Source organism: Brevundimonas sp. (assembly GCF_035627475.1).
GTDB lineage: Bacteria > Pseudomonadota > Alphaproteobacteria > Caulobacterales > Caulobacteraceae > Brevundimonas.
The window spans coordinates 20,076-40,990 of the sequence record NZ_DASPLR010000034.1 but is presented as its reverse complement, the minus strand read 5'-3'; the positions used below and the strand labels follow the sequence as shown (position 1 = coordinate 40,990).

Below are 20,915 nucleotides of genomic sequence, written 5' to 3'. Positions count from 1 at the left end.
GAGCACGGCGAGCCCCGCCTGCGGCCCGTCCGCCATGCTGACCGCCACCGCCCGGTTGAGCTCCACGATCGGCGAGGGTGAGACCCGCATCAGTTCGCCGTAGAGCGCCGCGATCCCCGCCCAGTCGGTGTCCTCCGCACGCCGCGCCCGGGCATGGCAGGCGGCGATGGCGGCCTGGAGCGCGTAGGGGCCGCGTGCGCCGCCCAACGCTTCGGCGCGCTCCAGCGCCTTCAGCCCGCGCCCGATCATCAGCGGATCCCACAGGGCGCGGTTCTGATCGGCCAGGAGGACGGGCGTCCCGTCCGGTCCGGTGCGGGCACGCGCCCGCGATCCCTGGATTTCCATGAGGGCCACCAGCCCGTGAACCTCGGGTTCGTCGGCGGCCAGTCCCGCCAGCACCCGCCCCAGCCGCAGCGCCTCCTCGCACAGGGCCGGGCGCAGGAGGTCCTCGCCCGCCGTGGCGGAATAGCCCTCGTTGAAGACGAGGTAGATGACGCCCAGCACCGAGGACAGGCGCTCGGCTCGCTCGGCGCCCCGGGGGACCTCGAACGGCACGCCGGCCTCGGACAGGGTGCGCTTGGCGCGGGTGATGCGCTGGGCGACCGTCGGTTCCGGCACGAGAAAGGCCCGGGCGATCTCGTCGGTGGTCAGGCCGCCGACCAGCCGCAGGGTCAGCGCCGTGCGCGCTTCCACCGACAGCAGCGGATGACAGGCGGTGAAGATGAGGCCCAGGAGGTCGTCGCCGATGTCGTCATCCAGCGCCGCCTCCAGGTCCGGCGTCTCCGCCGTGTCCAGGTCGTGCGCCAGCTCGGCGTGCTTGCGCTCGAGCAGCCTGTCGCGGCGGAAGCCGTCGATGGCGCGACGCTTGGCGGTGGCCATGAGCCAGGCGCCAGGCTTGTCGGGGATGCCAGTGCGCGGCCAGGTCTGCATGGCCGTGACCAGGGCGTCCTGGGCCAGTTCCTCGGCCTGGCCGACGTCGCGGGTCATGCGCGCGAGACCGGCGATGAGCCGGGCCGACTCGATGCGCCAGACCGCCTCGATGGCCCGGCGGGTGTCGTGGGATGGATCGCTCGCGGTCACGGCGGAGGTTCATCACCTCCGCCGCGATCCCGCAAGTCCCGCTCAGGCCGAGGCGGGCTCGATAAGGTCGTCCATCTCCCAGAGAGGGCGGATTTCCAGCTCCACGTCCCCGTCCTCTCGGGGCCAGTCGCGAGCGACGGCGATGACCGCCTCCAGCGACGTCGCCTCGATGAGCGAGACGCCGGCCACCAGTTCCTTGGTCTCGGCGAAGGGACCGTCCACCACGGCGGGGCTGCCGTTCGAGAACGTCAGCCGTACGCCCTGGCTGCTGGGCCGCAGCCCGAAGCCGTCGACGAAGCGCACGTCGGGGCGTTCCTTCGTCTGGTAGGCGACCATGACGTCGTAGAGGTCCTGGCTGGCCAGCTTGCCGGCCTCGGTGTCCGGATCGGCTTTTCGGATGAGGGCGAAGCGCATGTTCTCGTCCTCAGGCCGCGCCGTGCTGCCCGGCGATCGCCGTGCGCAGCCGGTCTTCCTGTTCGGCGACTTCCGGCGTGTAGGCCTCGCCGAAGTCGGCGGCGTCGAAGACCTGGCGAATCTCGACCTGGCCGTCGCGGAAGGGCGCGCGCTTCATCCACTCGATGGCCTCTTCGCGCGACTTGGCCTGGATCATCCAGAAGCCGGCGATGAGTTCCTTGGTCTCGCTGAAGGGCCCGTCGATGACGGTGCGCCTGTCGCCGTCGTAGGCGATCCGGACCCCGTTGGAGCTCGGGTGCAGGCCTTCGCCGGCCAGCATGACGCCGGCGTTGACCAGTTCCTCGTTGAAGCGGCCCATCTCCAGCAGCTCCTGCTCGGTGGGCATGACGCCGGCCTCGGTGTCGGCGTTCGCCTTCACGATCAGCATGAACTTCATCGTCGTCTCCTCTCTCGTTCCAGGGCCGCTGCGGCCCGTTCATGGAGGCGACGAGCGGCGCGCCGGGGAATCGACACGCCGCCGGAATCTTTTTTCCTCAGTTGTCCCGCAGGAACTGCCGCAGCTGGGCCGCGGCCACTTCCGGGACGCCGGGGCCGGAAAGCTTCAGCCGGTCGATCTCGCGCTGCAGGAAGCTGGTGAAGAGGTCTGAGATCTCGGGCGAGAGATTGCGCAGCGTGCGGGCGCAGGCGCGGCCCAGCGCCAGGGCCACCTCCATGTCGATGTCGGCGACGGAGGTGCGGGGCGACAGAGTTTCGTGCGGCCGGAGGGGTCCGCCCGTTGTATCAGCCATGTTGTTGTTCTTGTGGTCTGCGATGGGACGCCCGGCGGTGGTCTCGGTGCGCGGCTGTGCGTCAGGAGGGCGCGCGCGGCGGGGCCAATGGGCGCCCTTAGTGACCACAATGTGACGTGGCGTCAGGCGCGCGCCTGACGTGGACCCGGCTTGGCCGCTAGGGCCTTGAAGCCCCGGGGGAATTCCCCGGTGAGGCTTTTGCGCCGCACCGGGGAATTAACCGCGTCAGGTCGCCGAACGCTGGGCGGCGATCCAGCCGTCGACCCGCTGTTCCAGCAGGTCCATCGGCAGGGGGCCGCCGCGCAGGACGAAATCGTGGAAGCTGCGCACGTCGAAGCGCTCGCCCAGCGCCGCCTCGGCCTTGCGGCGCAGCTCCAGCAGCTTCAGTTGGCCGATCTTGTAGGCCAGGGCCTGGCCCGGCCAGCCGATGTAGCGCTGCAGCTCGGTCTCGATGTTGTGCGGCGCCAGGGCCGAGTTGTCGCGGAAACAGGCGCGGGCCTGCTCGATGTCCCAGCCCAGCCAGTGGATGCCGGTGTCGGCGACCAGCCGGCAGGCCCGCCACATCTCGTAGCTCAGCCGCCCGAACCGCTCGTACGGCGTGCGGTAGAAGCCCATCTCCTCGCCGAGGAATTCCGCGTACAGCCCCCAGCCCTCGGTGAAGGCGGTGACGTTCACGTCCTTGCGGAAATACGGCCCCTCCTCAGCCTCCTGCTGCAGGGCGATCTGGATGTGGTGGCCGGGCGCGGCCTCGTGCAGGGTCAGGGCCGGCAGTTCGTAAAGTGGCCGCTGATCCAGCCGCGAGGTGTTGACCATGTAGCCGCCCGCCACGCCGTTCTCCATCGAGCCGGAGAAATAGCGGCCGGTGGTGTAGTTGGCCTCGATCTCGGCCGGCACCGGGCGGACCCCGTACGGGGTGCGGGGCAGGGTCCCGAACAGGGCCGGCAAGCCGTCGTCGGCGCGCTTGGCCATCTCCGACGCCTTCTCCAGCAGGTCCTCGCGCGTGGTGGAATAGAACTGCGGGTCGCTGCGCAGGAAGGCGAGGAAGCCGGCGAAGTCTCCGGTCCAGCCGGCCGCCCGCATCTCCACAGCCATGCGCGCGCGGATGCGGGCCACCTCGTCGCGGCCGATCTGGTGGATCTGGTCGGGGGTCAGGTCGGTGGTGGTGTAGCCCTGGGTCAGGAAGACGTAGAGCTCGCGGCCGCCGGGGCGGTGCACCAGGCCGAGGCTGCCGGGCGCGCGGGGCAGATAGTCGTCGCGCAGGAAGCGGACCCATTCGCGCCGGGCCGCCATCACGCCGCCCGACACCGCTGCGGCGGCGCGGGCGCGCAGGTCGGCCTGCGAGGCGGCGGGGATGGCGTCCGGCAGGTCGGCGAACGGCTTCAGCAGCGGGTCGGTTTCGGGCGTATGCGCCGCCTCCGGCTCCATCAGGCTCAGGGCGCTCTCGACCACTGATCGCGGCTGGACGAGGCCGCTGTCCAGCCCGCGCCGGGCGCTGTCCAGCTGGTCCGTGTAGAATTTCGGCATGGCCTCCAGCCGGGCGATCCAGGCCTCGGCGTCGTCGCGCGTGGCGATGCGGGTGACGCTGGCCGCATAGGCCATCGACTGGCCGGGGCCGCCCTCGGAGTTGAAGGCGCCGATGCGGTCGGTATCCAGCGGGATGCGGGCGCGGGCGCGCTGCAGCACCCAGCCCAGGAAGGCGTGGTTCAGCCGGTCGTCATCCCCCAGCGAGGCCGGATCGATCGCCGCCAGCCGGTCGGCGAAGCCTTTCAGCACCGGCTCCTGGGCCAGTTCGAAGGCGCGCGACACGTCGGGCAGGCGCGACAGGGCCTCGCGGTCCCCTTCCATCCCGGCCGAGATCGGGTCGTTGGCCCGCAGGTACGCCTCGTAGTCGGCGAGTATGGCCGCGAGGGCAGGGTGGTCGGCGTTCTTCACCGCCGGCGGCGGGGTCTGCGCCGGGGCCCCGGCCAGGGCGGGAGCTGCCGCGGCGGCGAGCAGGGCGGCGGCCCCGATGGCGATGATGGTCTTCATGGCGTCCCTCCGACTGGCGCGGGACTGCACCGGAGCCAGGGCGGCCCGTCAAGCCGCCCGTCAAGCCGGGCTCAGCCGCAGAAGGCGAAGAAGCGCTCGATGCTGGGAGCGGACTCCGGTTGCGGCGCATAGGCCTCGCGTTCGCCATTCCGCCACTGGGCCAGCCAGCCGACCCGGCGGAAGCGCTGGAACACCGGCTCGGCGGCGGAGGCCTCGGCGGTGAGGAAGACGCCGTCATGGATTTGCGAGGGCTCGGCGCTGGCGGGGAAGCGCTCGGTGTCACCGCCGGATTCGACGTGGATCTCGGGCTTGGCGCCCTTTTCGGCGATGGCGTTCAGCGCCAGCCGCCCCGACCCCCGCAGGCATTCCAGTCCCAGCTTCAGGTCGTCGCTTTCGGCAAGTCCATAGGCCAGCCGGGCGCTCTCCTCGTCCGCGTGATAGAACCAGTCATAGCCGGGGACGGGCGACGGGGCGGGGCCGGCCGCCGGGGAGGGAAGCGGCCCCGTCGCCGGCGGCTCGACCCCCGCGCAGGCGGCGGCCCCCAGGGCCAGGCCCGACAGGACAAGCAGGGCGGGAAGGCGCATGGGTCGGCTCCGGGCGATCAGCCCGAGCACAGTTCGGTGAAGCGGCGCAGTTTGGCAAGGTGCGGGCGCGGAACCTCGACGGCGCGGCGCTGACCGCCGACCGCGGCGGCCATCCGCCCGTCGGCGGCGAAGGCGGCGAAAACCGGATGGTCGGTGCGCAGCGCCAGCTTGATCGCGCCCCGCTCGGCGATCGATTCCGTCACCGCCGAGGCCTCGCCGGCGGTCACCCGGGCCATGCCCGATTCGCCGGCGCCGCCGTAGAAGGTCACCCGCGCCACGCCCGACGCGGGATCGCATTCCAGGGTGAAGCGCAGGTTGGGCGTGTCGGGCACCTCATTGGCCAGCGCCACCCGGGCCTCGTCGGCGTAGAGCGTCCACGTCCAGGCCGCTTCCGGCGGCGTGGACTGCATCGCCAGTAAGGCGAGGCCGGCGAAACTGGCGATCATGGTTCAGCCCCCGCTGATGGTCGTCACAGGATGTGATCAGACCGCTCTGGTTCCGCAATAGGCGAAAAACTCGCTGACCAGGCGCCGTTCGTCGCCGCTCGCGGTCAATTCGAAGTGACCGGCCTCGCCCTCGACCTCCAGCGTGCCGCGCCGGGCCAGCTTCTGCAGGGCGGGGTCGCGCAGCGGGATTCGGCTCTCCTCGGTCAGGCCGCCACTGAGCGGATCAATCGCGGCGGCGGCCATGGAGGCCTTGATCAGGCGCGGGCTGGCGGGCTGGACGTCGCCATAGACGACCGCCTGGGACTGGCCCGGCTCGCAGGTCATCATCAGCGCCAGCTGGTCGGAGTTCGCCATGCCATAGGCCAGCTTTGCCATGGAGCCTTCGTGGCTCAGGTGCCAGCTCATCGGGGCCGCCCCGCCTTCGACAGCGGCGTTGTCGGCCTGCGACTGGGCGGCGACGGCGATCAGGCCGAGCGCGGCGACGGCGGGAATGGCGAACTTGAACATGGAAACGGTACTCGCGTCTGACAGGGCAAACGCGGGTTTCCGTTAACGGTTCACGGCTCTGCTTCGGGAAAGCGTCTCGCGAAGCCGTGTTGGCCAAAAGGTCACGACCGGGGTCGCCTTGTCATCCCGGCCGAAGCGAAGCGGAGAGCCGGGACGGCCCACGGCCTCCAACCCTGACCTCCCGAAGGCGCGGAGTGACTGTCCGGGAGGATAGCATTGAGCGGCCCACGTCCCGGATAGCGCCTGCGGCGCTTCCGGGATGGCAAGATATCGCCTGCGATCAGAACGGGCTGAAGCGCTCGACCAGCGACTGGGCCGCCGGCGTGGCCTGGACGCGGCTGATGTCGCCGCGGCCGCCGTAGCTGATGCGCGCCTCGGCGATCTGGGTGTGGGCAATGGTGTTGGCCGAGCTGATGTCCTCGGGCCGCACGATGCCGGCGACGGTCAGTTCGCGGACCTCGCGGTTGGTGCGCACTTCCTGCCGGCCCTGGATGACCAGATTGCCGTTCGCCATCACGTCGGTGACCACGGCGGCGATGGTCAGGCTGACCTTCTCCGAACGGTTCACGGAGCCGGAGCCGTTGGCGTTGGACTCCCCCTCCAGCCCGACCAGGTTCTGCGGGTCGAAGCCGCCGGGGAAGGCGCGGCCGAGGCTGTTCTCGAGGCCGAAGAAGTTGGTGATGCCGCCCGAGATCTCGTTGGTGCGGCTGCGCTGCGTCGAGTTCTGGGTCTGGGCCCGGTCGTCGATGTCGATGCTGACGGTCAGGATGTCGCCGGCGCGGCGGGCGCGCTGGTCGCCGAAGAAGGTGCGGGCGCCGGTGCGCCACAGGCTGTTGGCGCTGGCGGCGCGGTCGGCCTGCTGCTGCTCCGGAGACGGCAGATAGACCTGGCTGGTCGGGACCAGGGCGGCCGGATAGCCGATCGGGGCCAGTTCGGGCCCGCGCACGGCCTCGATGGCGGTGGAGCAGGCGCCGAGCGCCAGGCTGGAGGCGAGGGCGGCGGCGGAGACGATCAGAGCGGTGCGCATGGTTACTGGTTTCCCTGGCGGGCGGCGAACTGTTGGGTGCGAAGGGTCTGGGCGGCCGGGCCGGCGACGGCCTGACCGGGGGCCGTGGCGACGGCGTCGATGGTGCGGCCGGATTGGAGATTGCGGATGGCGAGCCGCTGGCCCTCTGCGGCGTTGCCCTCGGCGCGGCCGGTGATGGTCAGGCGCACGCCGCCGGCTGCGTACGCCACCTCGACGATGTCGTTGCGGCTGATGATCCGGTCGGCGTAGGCGGTGCGTACCGGCGCGGCGCGGACCGGAGCCGGGGCCGCTGTCTCGTCCCCCGCCGCCGCCACGGCGGCCGGGATCGGGGCGACCGCGGCGTGGCGCACGACGACCCGGCGCAGCCCGGTCGGATTTGCCCACTCCAGCCCCGACTGGCGCGCCATGGCCTGCAGCTGCCCGGCCTCGAACACGACGGAAGGGCCCGACCGGGCGCCGATCACGACGCCGGAGGCCGATCCGGCCCCGTCGAACAGGTCGCCGAGCGTGACCTGGCCGTCCACGTCGACGGGATTGGCCTTCAGCGTGACCGGCCCGGCGAGGGCGGGCCCGGCGATCAGCAGCGCCGCGGCCGCGGCGATCAAGGCCCTCACGACTTCACCTGCCCGGCGACCGACAGCATCTGATCGGCGGTGGTGATGACCTTGGAGTTCATCTCATAGGCCCGCTGGGCGATGATCAGGGCGCTGATCTCGGCCACGGCGTCGACGTTGGAGGCCTCGGTGTAGCCCTGCAGCAGCTCGCCGAAGCCGACTTCCGCCGGCGTCCCGACGTTGGCCGGGCCGGAGGCGGCGGTTTCCAGCAGCAGGTTGTCCCCGATGGCCTCCAGGCCGGCCTCGTTGAAGAAGCTGGCCAGCTCGATCTGGCCGACGATCTGCGGCTCGGTCTCGCCCTGGGTGATGACCTGGACCTGGCCCGACTTGGAAATCGAGACGTCGATGGCGTCCTGCGGGATGGAGATGTTCGGCTGCACCGCATAGCCGTCGTCGGTGACCAGCTGGCCCTCGCCATTGACCGAGAAATTGCCCGCCCGCGTGTAGGCCGTCTCGCCCGAGGGCATCAGGATCTGGAAATAGCCGCGCCCGTCGATGGCGACGTCGTAGCGGTTGCCGGTCTGGGTCGGAGTGCCCTGTTCGGTCACGCGATACACCGATCCGGCCTTCACGCCCGCGCCGATCTGGATGCCGGTGGGAATGACCGTGCCCTGGCTGGACGACTGCGCGCCCATCCGCTCGACGTTCTGGTACAGCAGATCCTGGAACTCGGCCCGCTGACGCTTGAAGCCGACCGTGTTCATGTTGGCGATGTTGTTGGAGATGACCTCCACGTTCAGCTGCTGGGCGGCCATGCCCGAGGCGGCGGTTCTGAGCGCTCTCATGTCCCGTTCTCCTTACGCGGCCCGCCCGAGGCGCTCGACGGCGCGGCGGGACAGGTCGTTGGTGTTCTCGATCATCCGGGTCACGCTCTCGTAGGCGCGCTGGATCTCGATCAGATTGGTGATCTCGAGGATCGGATTGACGTTGGAGCCTTCCAGCATGGACTGGCGCACCTGCACGTCGTTGGCCGCGACCGGCGCGGCGTTGGAGGCGTTGCGGTAGAGGCCGTCGCCGCCCTTCTCCAGCACCGCGAGCGTGTCGAAGCGGACCACGCTGAGGCGCCCGACCGGCTGGCCGTTCTGGCTGATCGTGCCGTCGGCGGCGACGGCGACCTGCCCGAGCGCGGGATCGAGGATGATGTCGCCGCCGTCGCCCTGGACCGCCGCGCCGCCCTGGGTGGTCAGCCGGCCCTCGGGGTCGAGGGTGAAGGCCCCGTCGCGGGTGTAGGCGTCGCCCGCCCCGTCCTTCAGGGCGAAGAAGGCGCCTTCGCCCTCGATGGCGAAGTCGAGGGCGCGGCTGGTCTGTTCCAGCGCGCCCTGGCCGAAATCGCGGCCGACTCCGTTGTCCATCACGAAGCTGACGCCGGGCCGTACGAAGGCGTTGCGGGCCCGCTCGCCGACCTCCTCGCCGAGCAGCAGCTGTTCGACCTTGAAGCCGGTGGTGTCCGCATTGGCGATGTTGTTGGCCACGATGTCGAGCTCGCGGCGCAGCGTCATCTGGCGTGACAGTCCGACATAGGCGGCGTTTTCCACGGGCGGCTCCTTTCGCCCGGTCCCTCGCAACGGTCGTGCCAGCAGGGTTAATCCAGCAGGGACGGGGCTTTCAGCCGCAAAGCCTGCCTTGGCGCCCGGCAGGATTTGCCGGTTCTTAGCGCCTCGTTAACCAAAAACGTCTCGAATGGATCGGGAGATTCTCGGGGCGCGTGGCATGTTCAAATTCGGCAAGAAGAAGGGTGCGGCGGCGGGCGAAGACGCCGCCCTGCCGGCGGTCACCGATGGCGAGACCGTCGATGGCGAACCCGCCGCGCCGAAGAAGAAGAAACTGCCCCTGCTGTTCATCGTCATCCCCGCGGCCCTGGTCGTGCTGGGCGGAGGCGGCGGCGCGGCCTTCTTCCTGATGCAGCCCAAGGCCGAGGCGGCCGAGGGTGGCGGCCACGGCGCCGCGAAGAAGGGCGGCGATCACGGCAAGGCCGAGAAGAAGGGCGGGGGCCACGGGGCCGCCGGCGGAGAGGCCAATCCGGCCCTGGGCGTGATCAGCGAGGGTCCCGACGGCGTCACCTTCTACACCCTCCCGGACATGGTGGTGAACATCCAGGCGCCGGACGGCCGGCCCACCTTCCTGAAGCTGAAGCTGACGCTGGAGATGCACGACGCCGCTCTGGCCGAGCACCTGCAGGCCGAGATGCCGCGGATGCAGGACATGTTCCAGAGCTTCCTGCGCGAACTGCGCCCCGAGGATCTCGCCGGTTCGGCCGGAAGCTTCCAGCTGCGCGCGGAGATACTGCGCCGGGTCAACCTGATCGCCGCCCCCGGCAAGGTCGACGCCGTGCTGATCGAAGAAATGCTGGTGAACTAGCATGACCGACGCGGCCTTCGCCGACAGCCCGGACCCGCTGGCCGAACTGGATCCGCTGGCGGAGCCGCCGGCCCTGTCCGAGCGCGTGCTGAACCAGGACGAGATCGACAGCCTGCTGGGCTTCGACCTCGGCGACGACGACGGCTCGGAACGCTCCGGCATCCGCGCCATCATCAACTCGGCCCTGGTCTCCTACGAGCGCCTGCCGATGCTCGAGATCGTCTTCGACCGTCTCGTGCGGCTGATGACGACCTCGCTGCGCAACTTCACCTCGGACAACGTCGAGGTCAGCCTCGACAACATCTCGTCGATCCGCTTCGGCGACTATCTGAACTCCATCCCCCTGCCGGCCATCCTCGCCGTCTTCCGGGCCGAGGAGCTGGACAACTACGGGCTGCTGACCGTCGACTCCAACCTGATCTATTCGATCGTCGACGTCCTGCTGGGCGGACGTCGGGGCACGGCGGCGCTGCGCATCGAGGGCCGGCCCTACACCACCATCGAACGGGTGCTGGTCCAGCGCATGGTCGAGGTCGTGCTGGCCGACGCCCGCGCCGCCTTCGAGCCCCTGACCCCGGTCCACTTCAACCTCGACCGGCTCGAGACCAATCCGCGCTTCGCCGCCATCGCCCGCCCGGCCAACGCCGCCATCCTGGTCAAGCTGCGCATCGACATGGAGGACCGGGGAGGGCGCATCGAGCTGCTGCTGCCCTACGCCACCCTCGAGCCCATCCGGAAGATGCTGCTGCAGCAGTTCATGGGCGAGAAATTCGGCCGCGACAACATCTGGGAAGGCCACCTCGCCACCGAGCTCTGGACCACCGGCACCGAGGTCCGCGCCGTCCTCGACGAGCAGCAGCTGCCGCTTTCGCAGGTGCTCAACCTCAAGGTCGGCGACACCCTGATGCTCAACGCCACGCCGGATTCGGAGATTTCGGTCCGGGCCGGCTCGATCCCGCTGACCACCGGCCGCATGGGCCGCAAGGGCCAGCATATCGCGGTCCGCGTCGAGGCGCCGATCGATGTCGAAACCGCCTCGGGCCTCGCCAAGGGAAGACGCTGATGACCGGAATGATCCTCGATGGGGTGCTGATGCTGCTGCTGGTCGCGGCGCTCGGCTACGGGGTGCGGCTGGAGCGCAAGCTGACCGCCCTGCGCGAGGGCCAGCAGGCCTTCGCCTCGGCCGTCACCGACCTCAACGCCGCCGCCGGCCGGGCCGAGGCCGCCCTGGCCTCGCTGCGCGCCTCCGGCCAGGAGACCGACCTGCTGCACGACCGGATCGTCAAGGCGCGCGAGGTCAAGGCCCAGCTGGAGACCCTGATCGCCCGCGGCTCCGTCGCCGCCCCCGCTCCCGTCGCCGAGCCGGTCCGGGAGGCGGCGCCGGCCCGCGCCGTCGCACCGGCCCCCGCTCCGGCGGCTCCGCAGGACGAGGAACGCGCCGCCCGCATGGCCGCCCTCGCCGAGCGCATCCAGGGACTCGCCGCCCCGTCGAAGGCGCGGGCGCCCGGCGCCTCCAACGTCACCGCCATCCTCGGCGCCATGACCGCTAACCAATCCGCGAAGCAAAGCCTCAACCGCGCCCGCCGCAGTCTGGACGAAGACCTGTTCGCCGCCTGAACCATCCTTTTCGCCCTGTGGCGAGCGCACGGCGCTCGCCGACTTGAGGGCTGGAGTAGCCGATCATGAGCAAGATCCCCCGCCTGCTGCCGCTGATCGCCGTCGCCATCGGCGGGGTGGTCGCCGTCCGCGCCGTCGGCGTCGCCCCCGGCCTATTCGAGGGCGCCAGGGCCTGGGCCGAGGAGGCCGTCCCCGCCGCCGCCCCGGCCACGCCCGCCGCCGCCGTCTGCGCCCTGACGCCCGAACAGCTGGCCCAGCAGGCGGGCATCTCCCCGGCCGAACTGCGCATCATCCAGTCCCTGTCGGCGCGCCGCACCGAGCTGGACGCCCGCGACGCCGACCTCGCCTCGATGCTGCCGCTGATGACCGCCGCCGAGCAGAAGCTGGACGCCAGGGTCGCCGCCCTCGCCGCCGTCAAGGCCGAGGTCCAGGCCCTGCTGGGTCAGGTCGGCGAGCGCGAGAAGGCCGAGGTCGACCGTCTGGTCGCCGTCTATTCCGCCATGCGTCCCCGCGAGGCCGCCCGCGTCTTCGCCACCCTCGACGACGACGTGCGCCTGCCGGTGGCCGCCGCCATGCGTCCGCGCTCGCTGGCCGCCGTCATGGCCCAGATGGAGCCCGCCGCCGCCCGCGAGCTGACCGAGAAGCTGGCCGGCCGCTTCGCCGCCCAGCGCCAGCTTGCCGCCCGCGCCGCCGCCGCCGCCGAGGGACCGGCCGCCGCCGCGCCCGCGCCGGTCCAGACCGCGGAGGCGGCCGCTCCTGCGCCCACGACCGCGACGCCCCCGGCGCCGCGTCCGGCGGCCCGGCCTCCGGCCCGCCGTCCCGCGGCGCGCCCCGCGGCCCGCACGCCCGCGCCCGCTCCGGCGCAAGCCCAGGCCGAACCGGCCGGCGAGCGCCCCTACCAGCCCGCCGCCACGCCCCCGGCGACTCCGGACCGCCCGCGCCAGTCGGTGCAGTAGGCAGCCGTCCCTCTCCCATTGGGAGAGGGCTTGAGCGCCCAGGAGCCCGCAAGGGCGATTGGCTGCGCGAAAGGGTGAGGGTCGGCTCTTGCCTGACTTCCGCCAGCCGTAGCCCCTCACCCTTTCGCCTGACCAATCGCTACGCTCTTGGAGGCTCAATCCCTCTCCCGCCGGGAGAGGGCTGCCGGCTCGCCAAACAAAAGGGCCGCCTCCTTTCGGAAGCGGCCCCTGATCTCTTGAACGGGCGTGAACCCTATTCGATGTCTTCGTTGAGCAGGCCGACCTTGAAGAAGCCCTTGGCCTGCAGCTCGTTCATGACTTCCATGAACTGGTTGTAGGTCACTTCCGGGTCGGCGCGGATGAACACGCGCTCTTCCTTGCAGGCCGGGTCGCCGCCGCCGAGGGCGGCGCAGACGTCGGCCGACAGGCCTTCCAGCGTGGTCTGCTTGTCGGCGATGAAGATCGAGCCGGTCTCCTGGACGGTGATGTAGACCGGGTCCTTCTGCGGCGCGTCCGGCGGCGGCGGCACGGCCGGCGGCAGGTCGAGGCGGATCGACACGGTGGCCATCGGCGCGGCGACCATGAAGATGATCAGCAGCACCAGCATGATGTCGACGAACGGCGTGACGTTGATGTCGGCGTTCTGTTCAATGGTGTGGCCCTTGCCACCACCGGGTCCGGAAAGTTTGGCGGCCATCCGCTTCGGTTCTCCATCAGGCCCGGCGCGAGACGCGGCGAGCGACGCTTAAAGGTCGGATCGTCTCTTGGCGTTCCCGGCCCGGCTTGTAAAGCGGGTTCGGGCCGAAGATGGTTCCCTTGCGGTTTCCACCTTCACTTTACCCTTGTGAGGCGAGCGCTTTCAGCCTTTTGCGAGCTTCAGGAACCGGTCCTTCAGCGCGCTGTCGGTCTTGAAGGCGCCAGTGAACCGGGTGGTGATGGTCGAAACGTGGCGGTGATGCACGCCGCGGGTCGTCATGCACTGGTGCTCGGCGTCGATCAGGATCGCCACCCCGGCCGGCTGCAGGTGTGATTCGATGGCCTCGGCGATCAGCTGGGTCAGGGTTTCCTGGGTCTGCAGCCGGCGCGAGAAGATCTCCACCACCCGCGCCAGCTTGGAGATCCCGACCACCTTCTCGTTCGGAATGTAGGCGACGTAGGCCTTGCCGAGGAACGGGGCCATGTGGTGCTCGCAGTGGCTCTCCACCTCGATGTCGCGCAGCAGCACCATGTCGTCATAGCCCTGCACGTCCTCGAAGGTGCGGCTCAGCTCCTTCTCGACGTCGGCGTCATAGCCGTCGAACCACTCGCCATAGGCGTCCACCACCCGCTTGGGCGTGTCGATCAGCCCCGGACGGTCCGGATCGTCGCCGGCCCACGCCAGCAGCGTGCGGACGGCCTTCAGGGCCTCCTCGCGCGATGGCCGGCGCTTGGCCTGGTCGTTCTCGCCGATCAGGACGGGCTTGACGGGGGTGACGCTCATCGGGGAATTCTCGTACGCGCGGCGTTGTAAGTCGCGGGTGACTGTTTATCAGCTTGGCGGCGTATATGGGACCGCCCGTCCGTCCCGCAAGAAAACTCTCCCGCAAAGTCTCCCCATGCCGCTGACGATCCACGACACCCTGCACCGCGAGAAGCGCGTGTTCACGCCGCGCGACCCGGAGCGCGTGACCCTCTATGTCTGCGGCCCGACGGTCTACGACTACGCCCATATCGGCAACGCCCGGCCGCCGGTGGTGTTCGACGTGCTGGTGCGGCTGCTGCGCCGGACCTACGGCGCGGACAAGGTTGTCTACGCCCGCAACGTCACCGACGTGGACGACAAGATCAATGCGAAGGCGGCGAAGGAAGGCACGCCGATCGGCGAGGTCACCTCGCGTTACGAGGCCGCCTATCTCGAGGACATGGGCCGGCTGAACGTCTCCCCGCCCGACATCGCCCCCCACGTCACCGATCACATGGACGCCATCGTCGCCCAGATCGGCGCCATCATGAAACAGGGCTGCGCCTACGCCGCCGAGGGCCATGTGCTGTTCGACGTCTCGTCCTACGAGACCTATGGCCGCCTGTCGGGCCGCAACCTCGACGACATGATCGCCGGCGCCCGCGTCGAGGTCGCCCCCTACAAGAAGAACCCCCACGATTTCGTGCTGTGGAAACCCTCGAAGCCGGGCGAGCCGTCGTGGCCGTCGCCATGGGGCGAGGGCCGTCCCGGCTGGCACATCGAATGTTCGGCCATGATCGAGGAGACCCTGGGCCTGCCGATCGACATCCACGGCGGCGGCATCGACCTGGTCTTCCCGCACCATGAGAACGAGATCGCCCAGGGGGTCTGCGCCCACGGCCACGCTCATGAGCCGGCGGCCCACGCCGAATACAGCCGCTACTGGATGCACAACGGCTTCCTGACCGTCGACGCGGAAAAGATGTCCAAGTCGGTCGGCAACGTCCTGCTGCTGCACGACCTGGTCCAGAACATCCCCGGCGAGGTGGTCCGCTGGGCCCTGCTATCGGCCCACTATCGCCAGCCGCTCGACTGGAACCAGTCGCTGCTCGACCAGAGCCGCAAGGCGCTGGACCGGCTTTACGGGGCCCTGCACCGGGCGGCCGCTGTGGAGCCCTCGACCGACGAGCCGCCGGCGGAGTTCCTCAAGGCCATCGAGGACGACATCAACACCCCGGGGGCCATGGCGAGCCTGTTCGCCCTGTCGAGCGAGATCGAGCGCGCCATGACGGCCGGCGACCACGGTGTTGTCGCCCGCGCCAAGGGCGAACTGATCGCGGCGGCGGCGATTCTCGGCGTGCTCCAGGCCGACCCGGCCGCCTGGCTGGAAGGCGACGTGTCCGCTGACCTCCGCACCGAGGTCGAATCGCTGCTGGAACAGCGCGCCGCCGCCCGCGCCGCCAGGGACTGGCCCGAGGCCGACCGCATCCGCGACCGCCTCAACGCCCTGAACGTCGTCGTCATGGACAGCCCCCAGGGCGCGACGTGGCGGGTGAAGGGGTAGGGTTTGGTTTCCTTCTCCCCTTGAGGGAGAAGGTGCCCCCGGAGGGGGCGGATGAGGGGTGACACACCTATCCATCTGATCAGCCGCGAACATTCCGGAGCGGGCACGCGGACGCAGCTCCCTCATCCGGGCCTCCGGCCCACCTTCTCCCTTGAGGGGAGAAGGAATTCTGTGACGCTCTGCTGGCAATCCGCGGAATTATAGTCGGATAGTGCAGAAAACCCCCTGCCTTTCCAGACACATCGCCTTTTCTCGACCCCATCTTCCCGCCTGGGCGGACGGCGGGCGCATAATGGATGGGTTCGTTCGCCGCCGGTCTTTGACAATCGCATCCCCGCCGCACCGCCCGAGGCGCGCCGATATAGACTCTGCCGACTCCGCCCCCCCGTTTTTCGGGAGTCGCCGAAGCCCGCCCGATGCAGACTCTGCAGACTCTGCTCACTGCCTTTTTGGTTTTACCCGGGTAAAAACACGGGACCTCAGGTGATCCGCTTTACGCTGACGGGATCGCTGGCGGGGAAGGTCTCCTCCACCCCTTCGTCGACGAGGGCTTCCTGGCGGTTCTCGGCGTGGCGGTCTTCCTCGCAGAGCTGGTCCGGCTTGCCGGTCCTCGGGTCGGTCCGCCGCGCCGCCGCGATGTCGTCGGGTCGGGCCTGCTGATGGTCGGTGCGGCCGTCGTGGTCGGTGGTCATGATCTGACTCCTCAATCCTTGGGATGGTCTTCGTCGCCGTCGGGGCCGTAGCCGAGGTCCGCGATGTCGTCGTCGGACAGGCGTTTGGCCTCCCAATGGGCCGCGCTGGCCTGGGCGCCGCGCACCTCACGCATCAGGCCGGTGTAGACCAGCTCGACCTCGTCGTGGGTCTGCAGGTCGCCGCCGCCGGCATCGATCTCGGTCAGCCGGGCGCCGTCCACGCCGTACAGTTCGTCCGCCTCGGGCTCGACGCCGGACGCGGAAAGGCCCTCGTCGACGTCAGCTTCGATATCGGTGTCGTCGAGATCCTCCTCGTCGCCGTCGCCGTCGGCCGAGGTCACGTCCAGAACCTCGGGCAGATCCTCGAACGTCTTGAACTCGTTGGTTGGCGCGCCGGCGTCGGCCTCGTCGAAATTGTCCTCGTCGAACACTTCCGACTGTTCCTGGTCGTCCGAATAGTCGTCCAGCACCGGCATCTGACATCTCCCTGGCTTCGGGAGATCAACGCCTCTGCTTTATCCGGCGTTCCCCCCGGCGCTTCCCTCGGCCACCGCTTCCTCCAGGGCCGCCCGGATGCGGGCGATGGCGCCCTCCCAGTCGGCGAAGCTGTCGCGCCAGAAGAAGCGCAGGTGCGGGTAGAACGGATATTTGTCGGTCGCCAGATAATGCCAGTCGTCGGGCGCGGTGATCATCCATGCCGCGCCGCCGACGGCCGCCGCCAGATTGGTGCCGGCGATGCCGGGGCCGATCACCAGGTCGAGGGCCTTCGACAGGGCCGCGACATCCTCCAGATCGTCCTTCAGGTCGATCGGCGGCGTCCAGATCGACACGCCCGCCGCCTCGGCCGCCGCCAGGTCGTCCGAGACGTCGCCGCATTGCAGGTTGACCATGACCGCCCCCGGCGTGGTCAGGACCGGCCGCCAGCGCTCGAAGCTGGAGAAATATCGCGCCCGCGATCCGGTCAGCACCAGGCTCTTCCAGTGCAGGCCCACCTTGAGGCCGGGGCCGAGTTTCTCCAGCTCGGCCTTCCAGTGCGCCACCTTGTCGGGGTCGGGAACCAGATAGCCGCGCCGGTCGGGAAAGGCGTCCGTCGAAGGCCTGTAGACCGCCAGCAGCGAGGCCATGGGGATCCAGGCGTCGACGCCCCCCTCCAGCTCCTCGGCGAAGGGCACGTAGCGGGTGATGCGGCCCTCGAGCTTGACGGCCCGGTGTCCGCCGACCACGGCGGTGGGGAAGGCGCGCTGGAACAGGCCGATCAGGCGCGGCTCGACCGCCACATAGACCTGGCCCTCCGGCCCGACCGCCTCGATGGCGTCGCCGATGCAGGTGCCGAACACCATCTCGTCGGCGATGCCCTGTTCGCCGACGATCAGCAGCCGCTTGCCGCGGATCTCCTCGCTCCTCGGATCCCAGCGCGGCGCGTCGACCGCCACCCGCATGGCCTCGGGCAGGTGCGGGTCCAGCCGGACCTCATAGGCCTCGAATCCTTCCGGGATGCGGCCCAGGGTCATCAGCAGCATGGCCCGCGCCATGTTCATCATGGCCCGCTCGTAGGGGCTCTCGGCGCCGGGCAGGGCGGCGTCGATATCCTCCAGCGCCCCCAGGGCGTCGCCCAGCGGCTGGCGGGCGTTGGCGCGGTTGTAGCGCGCCTTGGCGAAGTCCGGGTCGTGCCGCAGCGCCTCCTCGAAGAAGGTCAGGGCCGTGGCCATGTCGCCCTGGTCGCTCAGCACCGTCCCGAGCGTGTTCCACAGCACCGGCGATTCGGGCTCGACCCCCAGCAGGGCCCGCAGCGTCTCGACGGCGTCGCCGTACCGCTTCTGGTCGCGCTGCACGCAGGCGAGGTTGTTGGTCGCCTCGATGTGGCCCGGGTCGGCCGCGAGGTATTTCAGCAGCAGCTTCTCGGCGATGTCGAGATAACCCATCTGCTGCGCCAGCCGGCCGAGGTCATGGGCCACGTCCGTCTCGTTGGGCAGCAGCTTGAGCGCCGCCTCATAGGCCAGCAGGGCCTGGCCGAGGTCGCCCGACTTCTCGCGGCAGATGGCCAGCACATGCCAGGCCAGGCCGCTGGTCTCGTCCATCTTCAGCGCCTCGATCGCGCGCTGCGCGCCGCGCTCGAAATCGCCGGCCCGGATGGCCATCAGCGCGGCCTTCAGCTTCTCCAGCGCCTTGCGCTGCGCCTTAACCGCCAGTTTCGGATTGGCCAGCTGGTGCGACAGCTTGCGGATGGCCTCGGGGGAGGCGGAGTCGCCCGCGACTCCCTGGGCTGTGGGGGCGATCGCGTGGATCTGTTCGGGCGACAACTCGACGGCTGACATGCGGTGATCCTGCGGTGACGGCCGACCATTGCCTGCCGGATCACAAGGGATGGTTAACCACGACTCTTTAGGCTGCGTTTGTTCCCGGCTTCCTAACGTCGCCGTGCGCCTGTCAGGAGTCGCCCCGCATGCCGCTGAAGCTGTCGCTCAAGCCCGGCGAGAAATTCGTGCTCAACGGGGCCGTGGTCCAGAACGGCGACCGCCGCGGCGTGCTGATCCTGCAGAACAAGGCCAGCGTCCTGCGCGAGAAGGACATCATGCAGCCCGAGGAGGTGAACACCCCCGCGCGGCGCATCTACTTCCCTGTGATGATGATGTACCTGGACGAGAGCGCGGCGCCCAAGGTGTACGACGAGTTCGCGATGCGCCTGACCGAGTTCATGGGCGCGACGCGCAATCCGCAGGTGCTGGCGGACTGCGTGGCGGCGTCGCGGCACGTGATGTCGCGCGAATACTACAAGGCGCTGATGGCGGCCCGGAAATTAGTGGATTACGAGGAAGGTCTGGCGAATGTCGCTTCAGGCGTACAAGACCGCGGCGACGCGGGCTGAGACCCCGCGCGAGATGGAGTATCGGCTGTTCGGGCAGGTGACCCGGGCGCTGATGCACGCCTCGACGGTGGACCCGGGCGACGTCGCCACCCGCATCGACGCCCTGGACTGGAACCGCCGGCTCTGGTCGACGCTGGCCACCGACTGCGCCAATCCGGACAACGCCATGGACAAGACGCTGCGGGCCCGGATCATCTCGATCAGCCTGTTCGTCAGCAAGCATTCCTCGGCCGTCATGCGCGGCGAGGACGACTTCGAGGCCCTGATCGACATCAACAAGATGATCATGCAGGGCCTTGCCGGCCCGGGTTCGGCCCAGGCGGCCTAGGCCCGGGATCAGCCCGCCCGGCGGATCAGTTCGTCGGCCAGATCGGCGGTCAGATAACCGTCCGCCAGACGACCCGTCGCCATCTGCCAGCGGCGCAGCGCCGCCCGCGTATTGGCCCCGATCACCCCGTCGACCCCCTGGGTGTCGTAGCCGAGGGCCGTCAGGGCGCGCTGGGCACCGATCCGCTGGTCCCGCGACAACGGCGCGTCGTCGGGCCAAGTCCCGACCAGTCCCGGTTTGCCCTGCACGCCGTCGGCGGTCAGTCCGATCGCCAGGGCATAGCTGACCGAATTATTGTAGCGCCGGATGACGTAGTGGTTCGGCAGGGCCAGAAAGGCGGGCCCGCGCGCGCCCTGCGGCAGCAGGATCACAGCCTCCTCGCGCGCCTCGGCGGCGTTGGGCGATCCGCCATGGGCCAGGGTGACGCCCTTGGCGGCCCAGTACGACCACGGATGGCGCGGGCCTTCGGCGTCCGAATAGTCGAAGTTCGAGGGCAGGCGCACCTCGTAGCCCCAGGTCTGGCCCCGCTTCCAGCCGGCCTGGGCCAGCAGGTTGGCGGCCGAGGCCAGGGCGTCGGACTCGGTGCCCCAGATGTCGACCTTGCCGTCCCCGGACTCGTCGACGCCGAGGCGCAGGTAGTTGTCCGGCATGAACTGGGTCTGGCCCATGGCCCCGGCCCAGCTGCCCTTCAGCCCGGCCCGGGCGCGGCGGCCATCGACGACGATGTCCAGCGCGTCCTTCAGCTGGGTCTCGGCCCAGTCGCGGCGGCGGCCGTCATAGGCGAGGGTCGCCAGCGAACGGATGACATCATAGTCGCCCTGCACCTGGCCGAATGCGGACTCCTGGGCCCAGACGGCGACGAGGATCTCGGACGGCACGCCGTAGCGCTGCACCACCGACCACGGCACCCGGTCGGTGCGCTGCCGCGCCTGGGCGATGCGGGTAGCGGTGACCGCGTTCTGGACATAGGCGCCGGCGGGGCGGCTGAATTCGGGCTGGTTGCGGTCCAGCCGGATCACCGACGGGTCCGGCGTCAGGCCCGCCAGCTCCCGCTCGTAGTCGTCGCGGCGGGCGCCGCCGTGACGGGCGAGGAAGCCCTGCTTCCAGCCATCGAAGCCCGCCTGGTCGGCGACGGGCGCCGCGGGAGCCGCAGGGGTGGTCGCGGGCGACGGGGGTGAAGGCTGGCTCGGCGCGGGCTGCGGCGCGGGTCCGACCGGCGGCGGCTCGGGCAGCATGGGCGCGCACGCGGCGACGGTTCCGATCAGGATGAGGCGAAGGCTGAAGCGCATGATGTCCAAGCTAGTCTCCACGGCCCGCGGGGGCCTCATAACAACTCCGCGAGTCGTCGGACGAATATAGCGCCTCAGTGGAGAAAGCGTTGCCGTAAGATTCCCCATACAGCGTCGTTAACCCTCAATCTCCTTGGCATGGTAACCGGTGCGGGCGCACAACGCCGTTGCTCCCTGAGACCGATACGGCCTGGTGGCGGAGGGGCTACGCGTCGGGCATGCAAGCCCGAAGACCCTCCGTTCGACCCGGAGGCCAGGCCTCCATCGTTTCAGGGTTCGATCGCCGGCCGCGCGGCGCTCGCCGCTTCAGCCCACG

At 69.9% G+C, this 20,915-nt stretch carries 25 protein-coding genes; 7 read left to right on the top strand and 18 right to left on the bottom strand.

Annotation, left to right across the window (positions count from 1 at the left end; genetic code table 11):
- The 12 genes from VEA62_RS09400 to flgF form a co-directional block, all read right to left on the bottom strand.
- A partial coding sequence (locus VEA62_RS09400; RefSeq protein ID WP_324820887.1) for an RNA polymerase sigma factor occupies positions 1-1,080 on the bottom strand: 1,080 nt, incomplete at its 3' end.
- Positions 1,081-1,122: 42 nt separating this feature from the next.
- Complete coding sequence (locus tag VEA62_RS09395) at positions 1,123-1,494, bottom strand: YciI family protein (protein ID WP_324820885.1); 372 nt, start codon at positions 1,492-1,494, stop codon at positions 1,123-1,125.
- Between the two features lie 10 nt (positions 1,495-1,504).
- Complete coding sequence (locus VEA62_RS09390; protein ID WP_324820882.1) at positions 1,505-1,930, bottom strand: YciI family protein; 426 nt, start codon at positions 1,928-1,930, stop codon at positions 1,505-1,507.
- 97 nt (positions 1,931-2,027) lie between these two features.
- Positions 2,028-2,282: a hypothetical protein gene (locus tag VEA62_RS09385; RefSeq protein WP_324820881.1), complete on the bottom strand. Its 255-nt coding sequence runs from the start codon at positions 2,280-2,282 to the stop codon at positions 2,028-2,030.
- Between the two features lie 225 nt (positions 2,283-2,507).
- The gene (locus VEA62_RS09380; RefSeq protein WP_324820880.1) at positions 2,508-4,310 is read right to left on the bottom strand and encodes a DUF885 domain-containing protein; all 1,803 of its coding nucleotides are present in this window, start codon (positions 4,308-4,310) and stop codon (positions 2,508-2,510) included.
- 71 nt (positions 4,311-4,381) lie between these two features.
- Positions 4,382-4,894, bottom strand: a complete 513-nt coding sequence (locus VEA62_RS09375) for a hypothetical protein (RefSeq protein ID WP_324820878.1) — start codon at positions 4,892-4,894, stop codon at positions 4,382-4,384.
- Positions 4,895-4,911: 17 nt separating this feature from the next.
- On the bottom strand, positions 4,912-5,340 hold the full coding sequence (locus VEA62_RS09370; protein ID WP_324820875.1) for a hypothetical protein: 429 nt from the start codon (positions 5,338-5,340) through the stop codon (positions 4,912-4,914).
- 36 nt (positions 5,341-5,376) lie between these two features.
- Positions 5,377-5,847, bottom strand: coding sequence for a hypothetical protein (locus VEA62_RS09365; protein ID WP_324820873.1), 471 nt, complete (start codon positions 5,845-5,847; stop codon positions 5,377-5,379).
- A 280-nt stretch (positions 5,848-6,127) separates the two neighbouring features.
- Entirely contained in the window at positions 6,128-6,874 is a 747-nt protein-coding gene (flgH, locus tag VEA62_RS09360; protein WP_324820871.1) for a flagellar basal body L-ring protein FlgH, read from the bottom strand.
- A gap of 2 nt (positions 6,875-6,876) precedes the next feature.
- Complete coding sequence (locus VEA62_RS09355) at positions 6,877-7,488, bottom strand: flagella basal body P-ring formation protein FlgA (protein ID WP_324820868.1); 612 nt, start codon at positions 7,486-7,488, stop codon at positions 6,877-6,879.
- Positions 7,485-8,273 (bottom strand): flagellar basal-body rod protein FlgG, encoded by a 789-nt coding sequence (gene flgG / locus VEA62_RS09350; protein ID WP_324820866.1) that lies wholly within the window; start codon positions 8,271-8,273, stop codon positions 7,485-7,487. Before flgG ends, VEA62_RS09355 begins: the two co-directional genes overlap by 4 nt.
- Positions 8,274-8,285: 12 nt before the next feature.
- The gene (flgF, locus tag VEA62_RS09345; protein WP_324820863.1) at positions 8,286-9,023 is read right to left on the bottom strand and encodes a flagellar basal-body rod protein FlgF; all 738 of its coding nucleotides are present in this window, start codon (positions 9,021-9,023) and stop codon (positions 8,286-8,288) included.
- A 175-nt stretch (positions 9,024-9,198) separates the two neighbouring features.
- Here flgF and VEA62_RS09340 point away from each other — a divergent pair, with 175 nt between their 5' ends.
- The 4 genes from VEA62_RS09340 (at position 9,199) to VEA62_RS09325 (ending at position 12,419) form a co-directional block, all read left to right on the top strand.
- On the top strand, positions 9,199-9,846 hold the full coding sequence (locus tag VEA62_RS09340) for a flagellar basal body-associated FliL family protein (RefSeq protein WP_414641872.1): 648 nt from the start codon (positions 9,199-9,201) through the stop codon (positions 9,844-9,846).
- Position 9,847: 1 nt separating this feature from the next.
- Entirely contained in the window at positions 9,848-10,909 is a 1,062-nt protein-coding gene (gene fliM / locus VEA62_RS09335) for a flagellar motor switch protein FliM (protein ID WP_324820858.1), read from the top strand.
- Positions 10,909-11,463 carry a DUF6468 domain-containing protein gene (locus VEA62_RS09330; RefSeq protein ID WP_324820856.1) on the top strand — a complete coding sequence of 185 codons (555 nt, stop codon included), beginning with the start codon at positions 10,909-10,911 and terminating at the stop codon, positions 11,461-11,463. Before fliM ends, VEA62_RS09330 begins: the two co-directional genes overlap by 1 nt.
- 65 nt (positions 11,464-11,528) lie before the next feature.
- A complete protein-coding gene (locus VEA62_RS09325; protein WP_324820854.1) occupies positions 11,529-12,419 on the top strand; it encodes a hypothetical protein in 891 nt (296 codons plus the stop codon).
- 253 nt (positions 12,420-12,672) lie between these two features.
- Here VEA62_RS09325 and VEA62_RS09320 read toward each other — a convergent pair whose 3' ends face one another.
- Both VEA62_RS09320 and folE read right to left on the bottom strand, forming a co-directional pair.
- Positions 12,673-13,116 (bottom strand): biopolymer transporter ExbD, encoded by a 444-nt coding sequence (locus tag VEA62_RS09320; protein ID WP_324820851.1) that lies wholly within the window; start codon positions 13,114-13,116, stop codon positions 12,673-12,675.
- A gap of 162 nt (positions 13,117-13,278) precedes the next feature.
- The gene (gene folE / locus VEA62_RS09315) at positions 13,279-13,899 is read right to left on the bottom strand and encodes a GTP cyclohydrolase I FolE (protein WP_324820849.1); all 621 of its coding nucleotides are present in this window, start codon (positions 13,897-13,899) and stop codon (positions 13,279-13,281) included.
- A 115-nt stretch (positions 13,900-14,014) separates the two neighbouring features.
- On the opposite strand from folE, the gene cysS reads away from it, so the two are divergent.
- Positions 14,015-15,424 carry a cysteine--tRNA ligase gene (gene cysS, locus VEA62_RS09310; protein ID WP_324820846.1) on the top strand — a complete coding sequence of 470 codons (1,410 nt, stop codon included), beginning with the start codon at positions 14,015-14,017 and terminating at the stop codon, positions 15,422-15,424.
- 479 nt (positions 15,425-15,903) lie between these two features.
- On the opposite strand, the gene VEA62_RS09305 is transcribed toward cysS, so the two are convergent.
- Genes VEA62_RS09305 through VEA62_RS09295 form a run of 3 tightly spaced genes read right to left on the bottom strand, consistent with a single transcriptional unit; the run spans position 15,904 to position 18,431 of the window.
- Positions 15,904-16,116, bottom strand: coding sequence for a hypothetical protein (locus tag VEA62_RS09305; protein ID WP_324820844.1), 213 nt, complete (start codon positions 16,114-16,116; stop codon positions 15,904-15,906).
- An 11-nt stretch (positions 16,117-16,127) separates the two neighbouring features.
- Positions 16,128-16,592, bottom strand: coding sequence for a hypothetical protein (locus tag VEA62_RS09300; RefSeq protein WP_324820842.1), 465 nt, complete (start codon positions 16,590-16,592; stop codon positions 16,128-16,130).
- Positions 16,593-16,631: 39 nt separating this feature from the next.
- A complete protein-coding gene (locus VEA62_RS09295) occupies positions 16,632-18,431 on the bottom strand; it encodes a tetratricopeptide repeat protein (protein WP_324820840.1) in 1,800 nt (599 codons plus the stop codon).
- A gap of 128 nt (positions 18,432-18,559) precedes the next feature.
- On the opposite strand from VEA62_RS09295, the gene flbT reads away from it, so the two are divergent.
- Positions 18,560-18,982, top strand: a complete 423-nt coding sequence (flbT, locus tag VEA62_RS09290) for a flagellar biosynthesis repressor FlbT (RefSeq protein ID WP_324820838.1) — start codon at positions 18,560-18,562, stop codon at positions 18,980-18,982.
- Positions 18,942-19,310: a flagellar biosynthesis regulator FlaF gene (gene flaF / locus VEA62_RS09285; protein WP_324820835.1), complete on the top strand. Its 369-nt coding sequence runs from the start codon at positions 18,942-18,944 to the stop codon at positions 19,308-19,310. Before flbT ends, flaF begins: the two co-directional genes overlap by 41 nt.
- Positions 19,311-19,318: 8 nt before the next feature.
- Here the strand turns inward: flaF and VEA62_RS09280 are convergent, their stop codons facing one another.
- Positions 19,319-20,599, bottom strand: a complete 1,281-nt coding sequence (locus VEA62_RS09280) for a lytic murein transglycosylase (protein WP_324820892.1) — start codon at positions 20,597-20,599, stop codon at positions 19,319-19,321.
- Positions 20,600-20,915 lie beyond the last annotated feature (316 nt).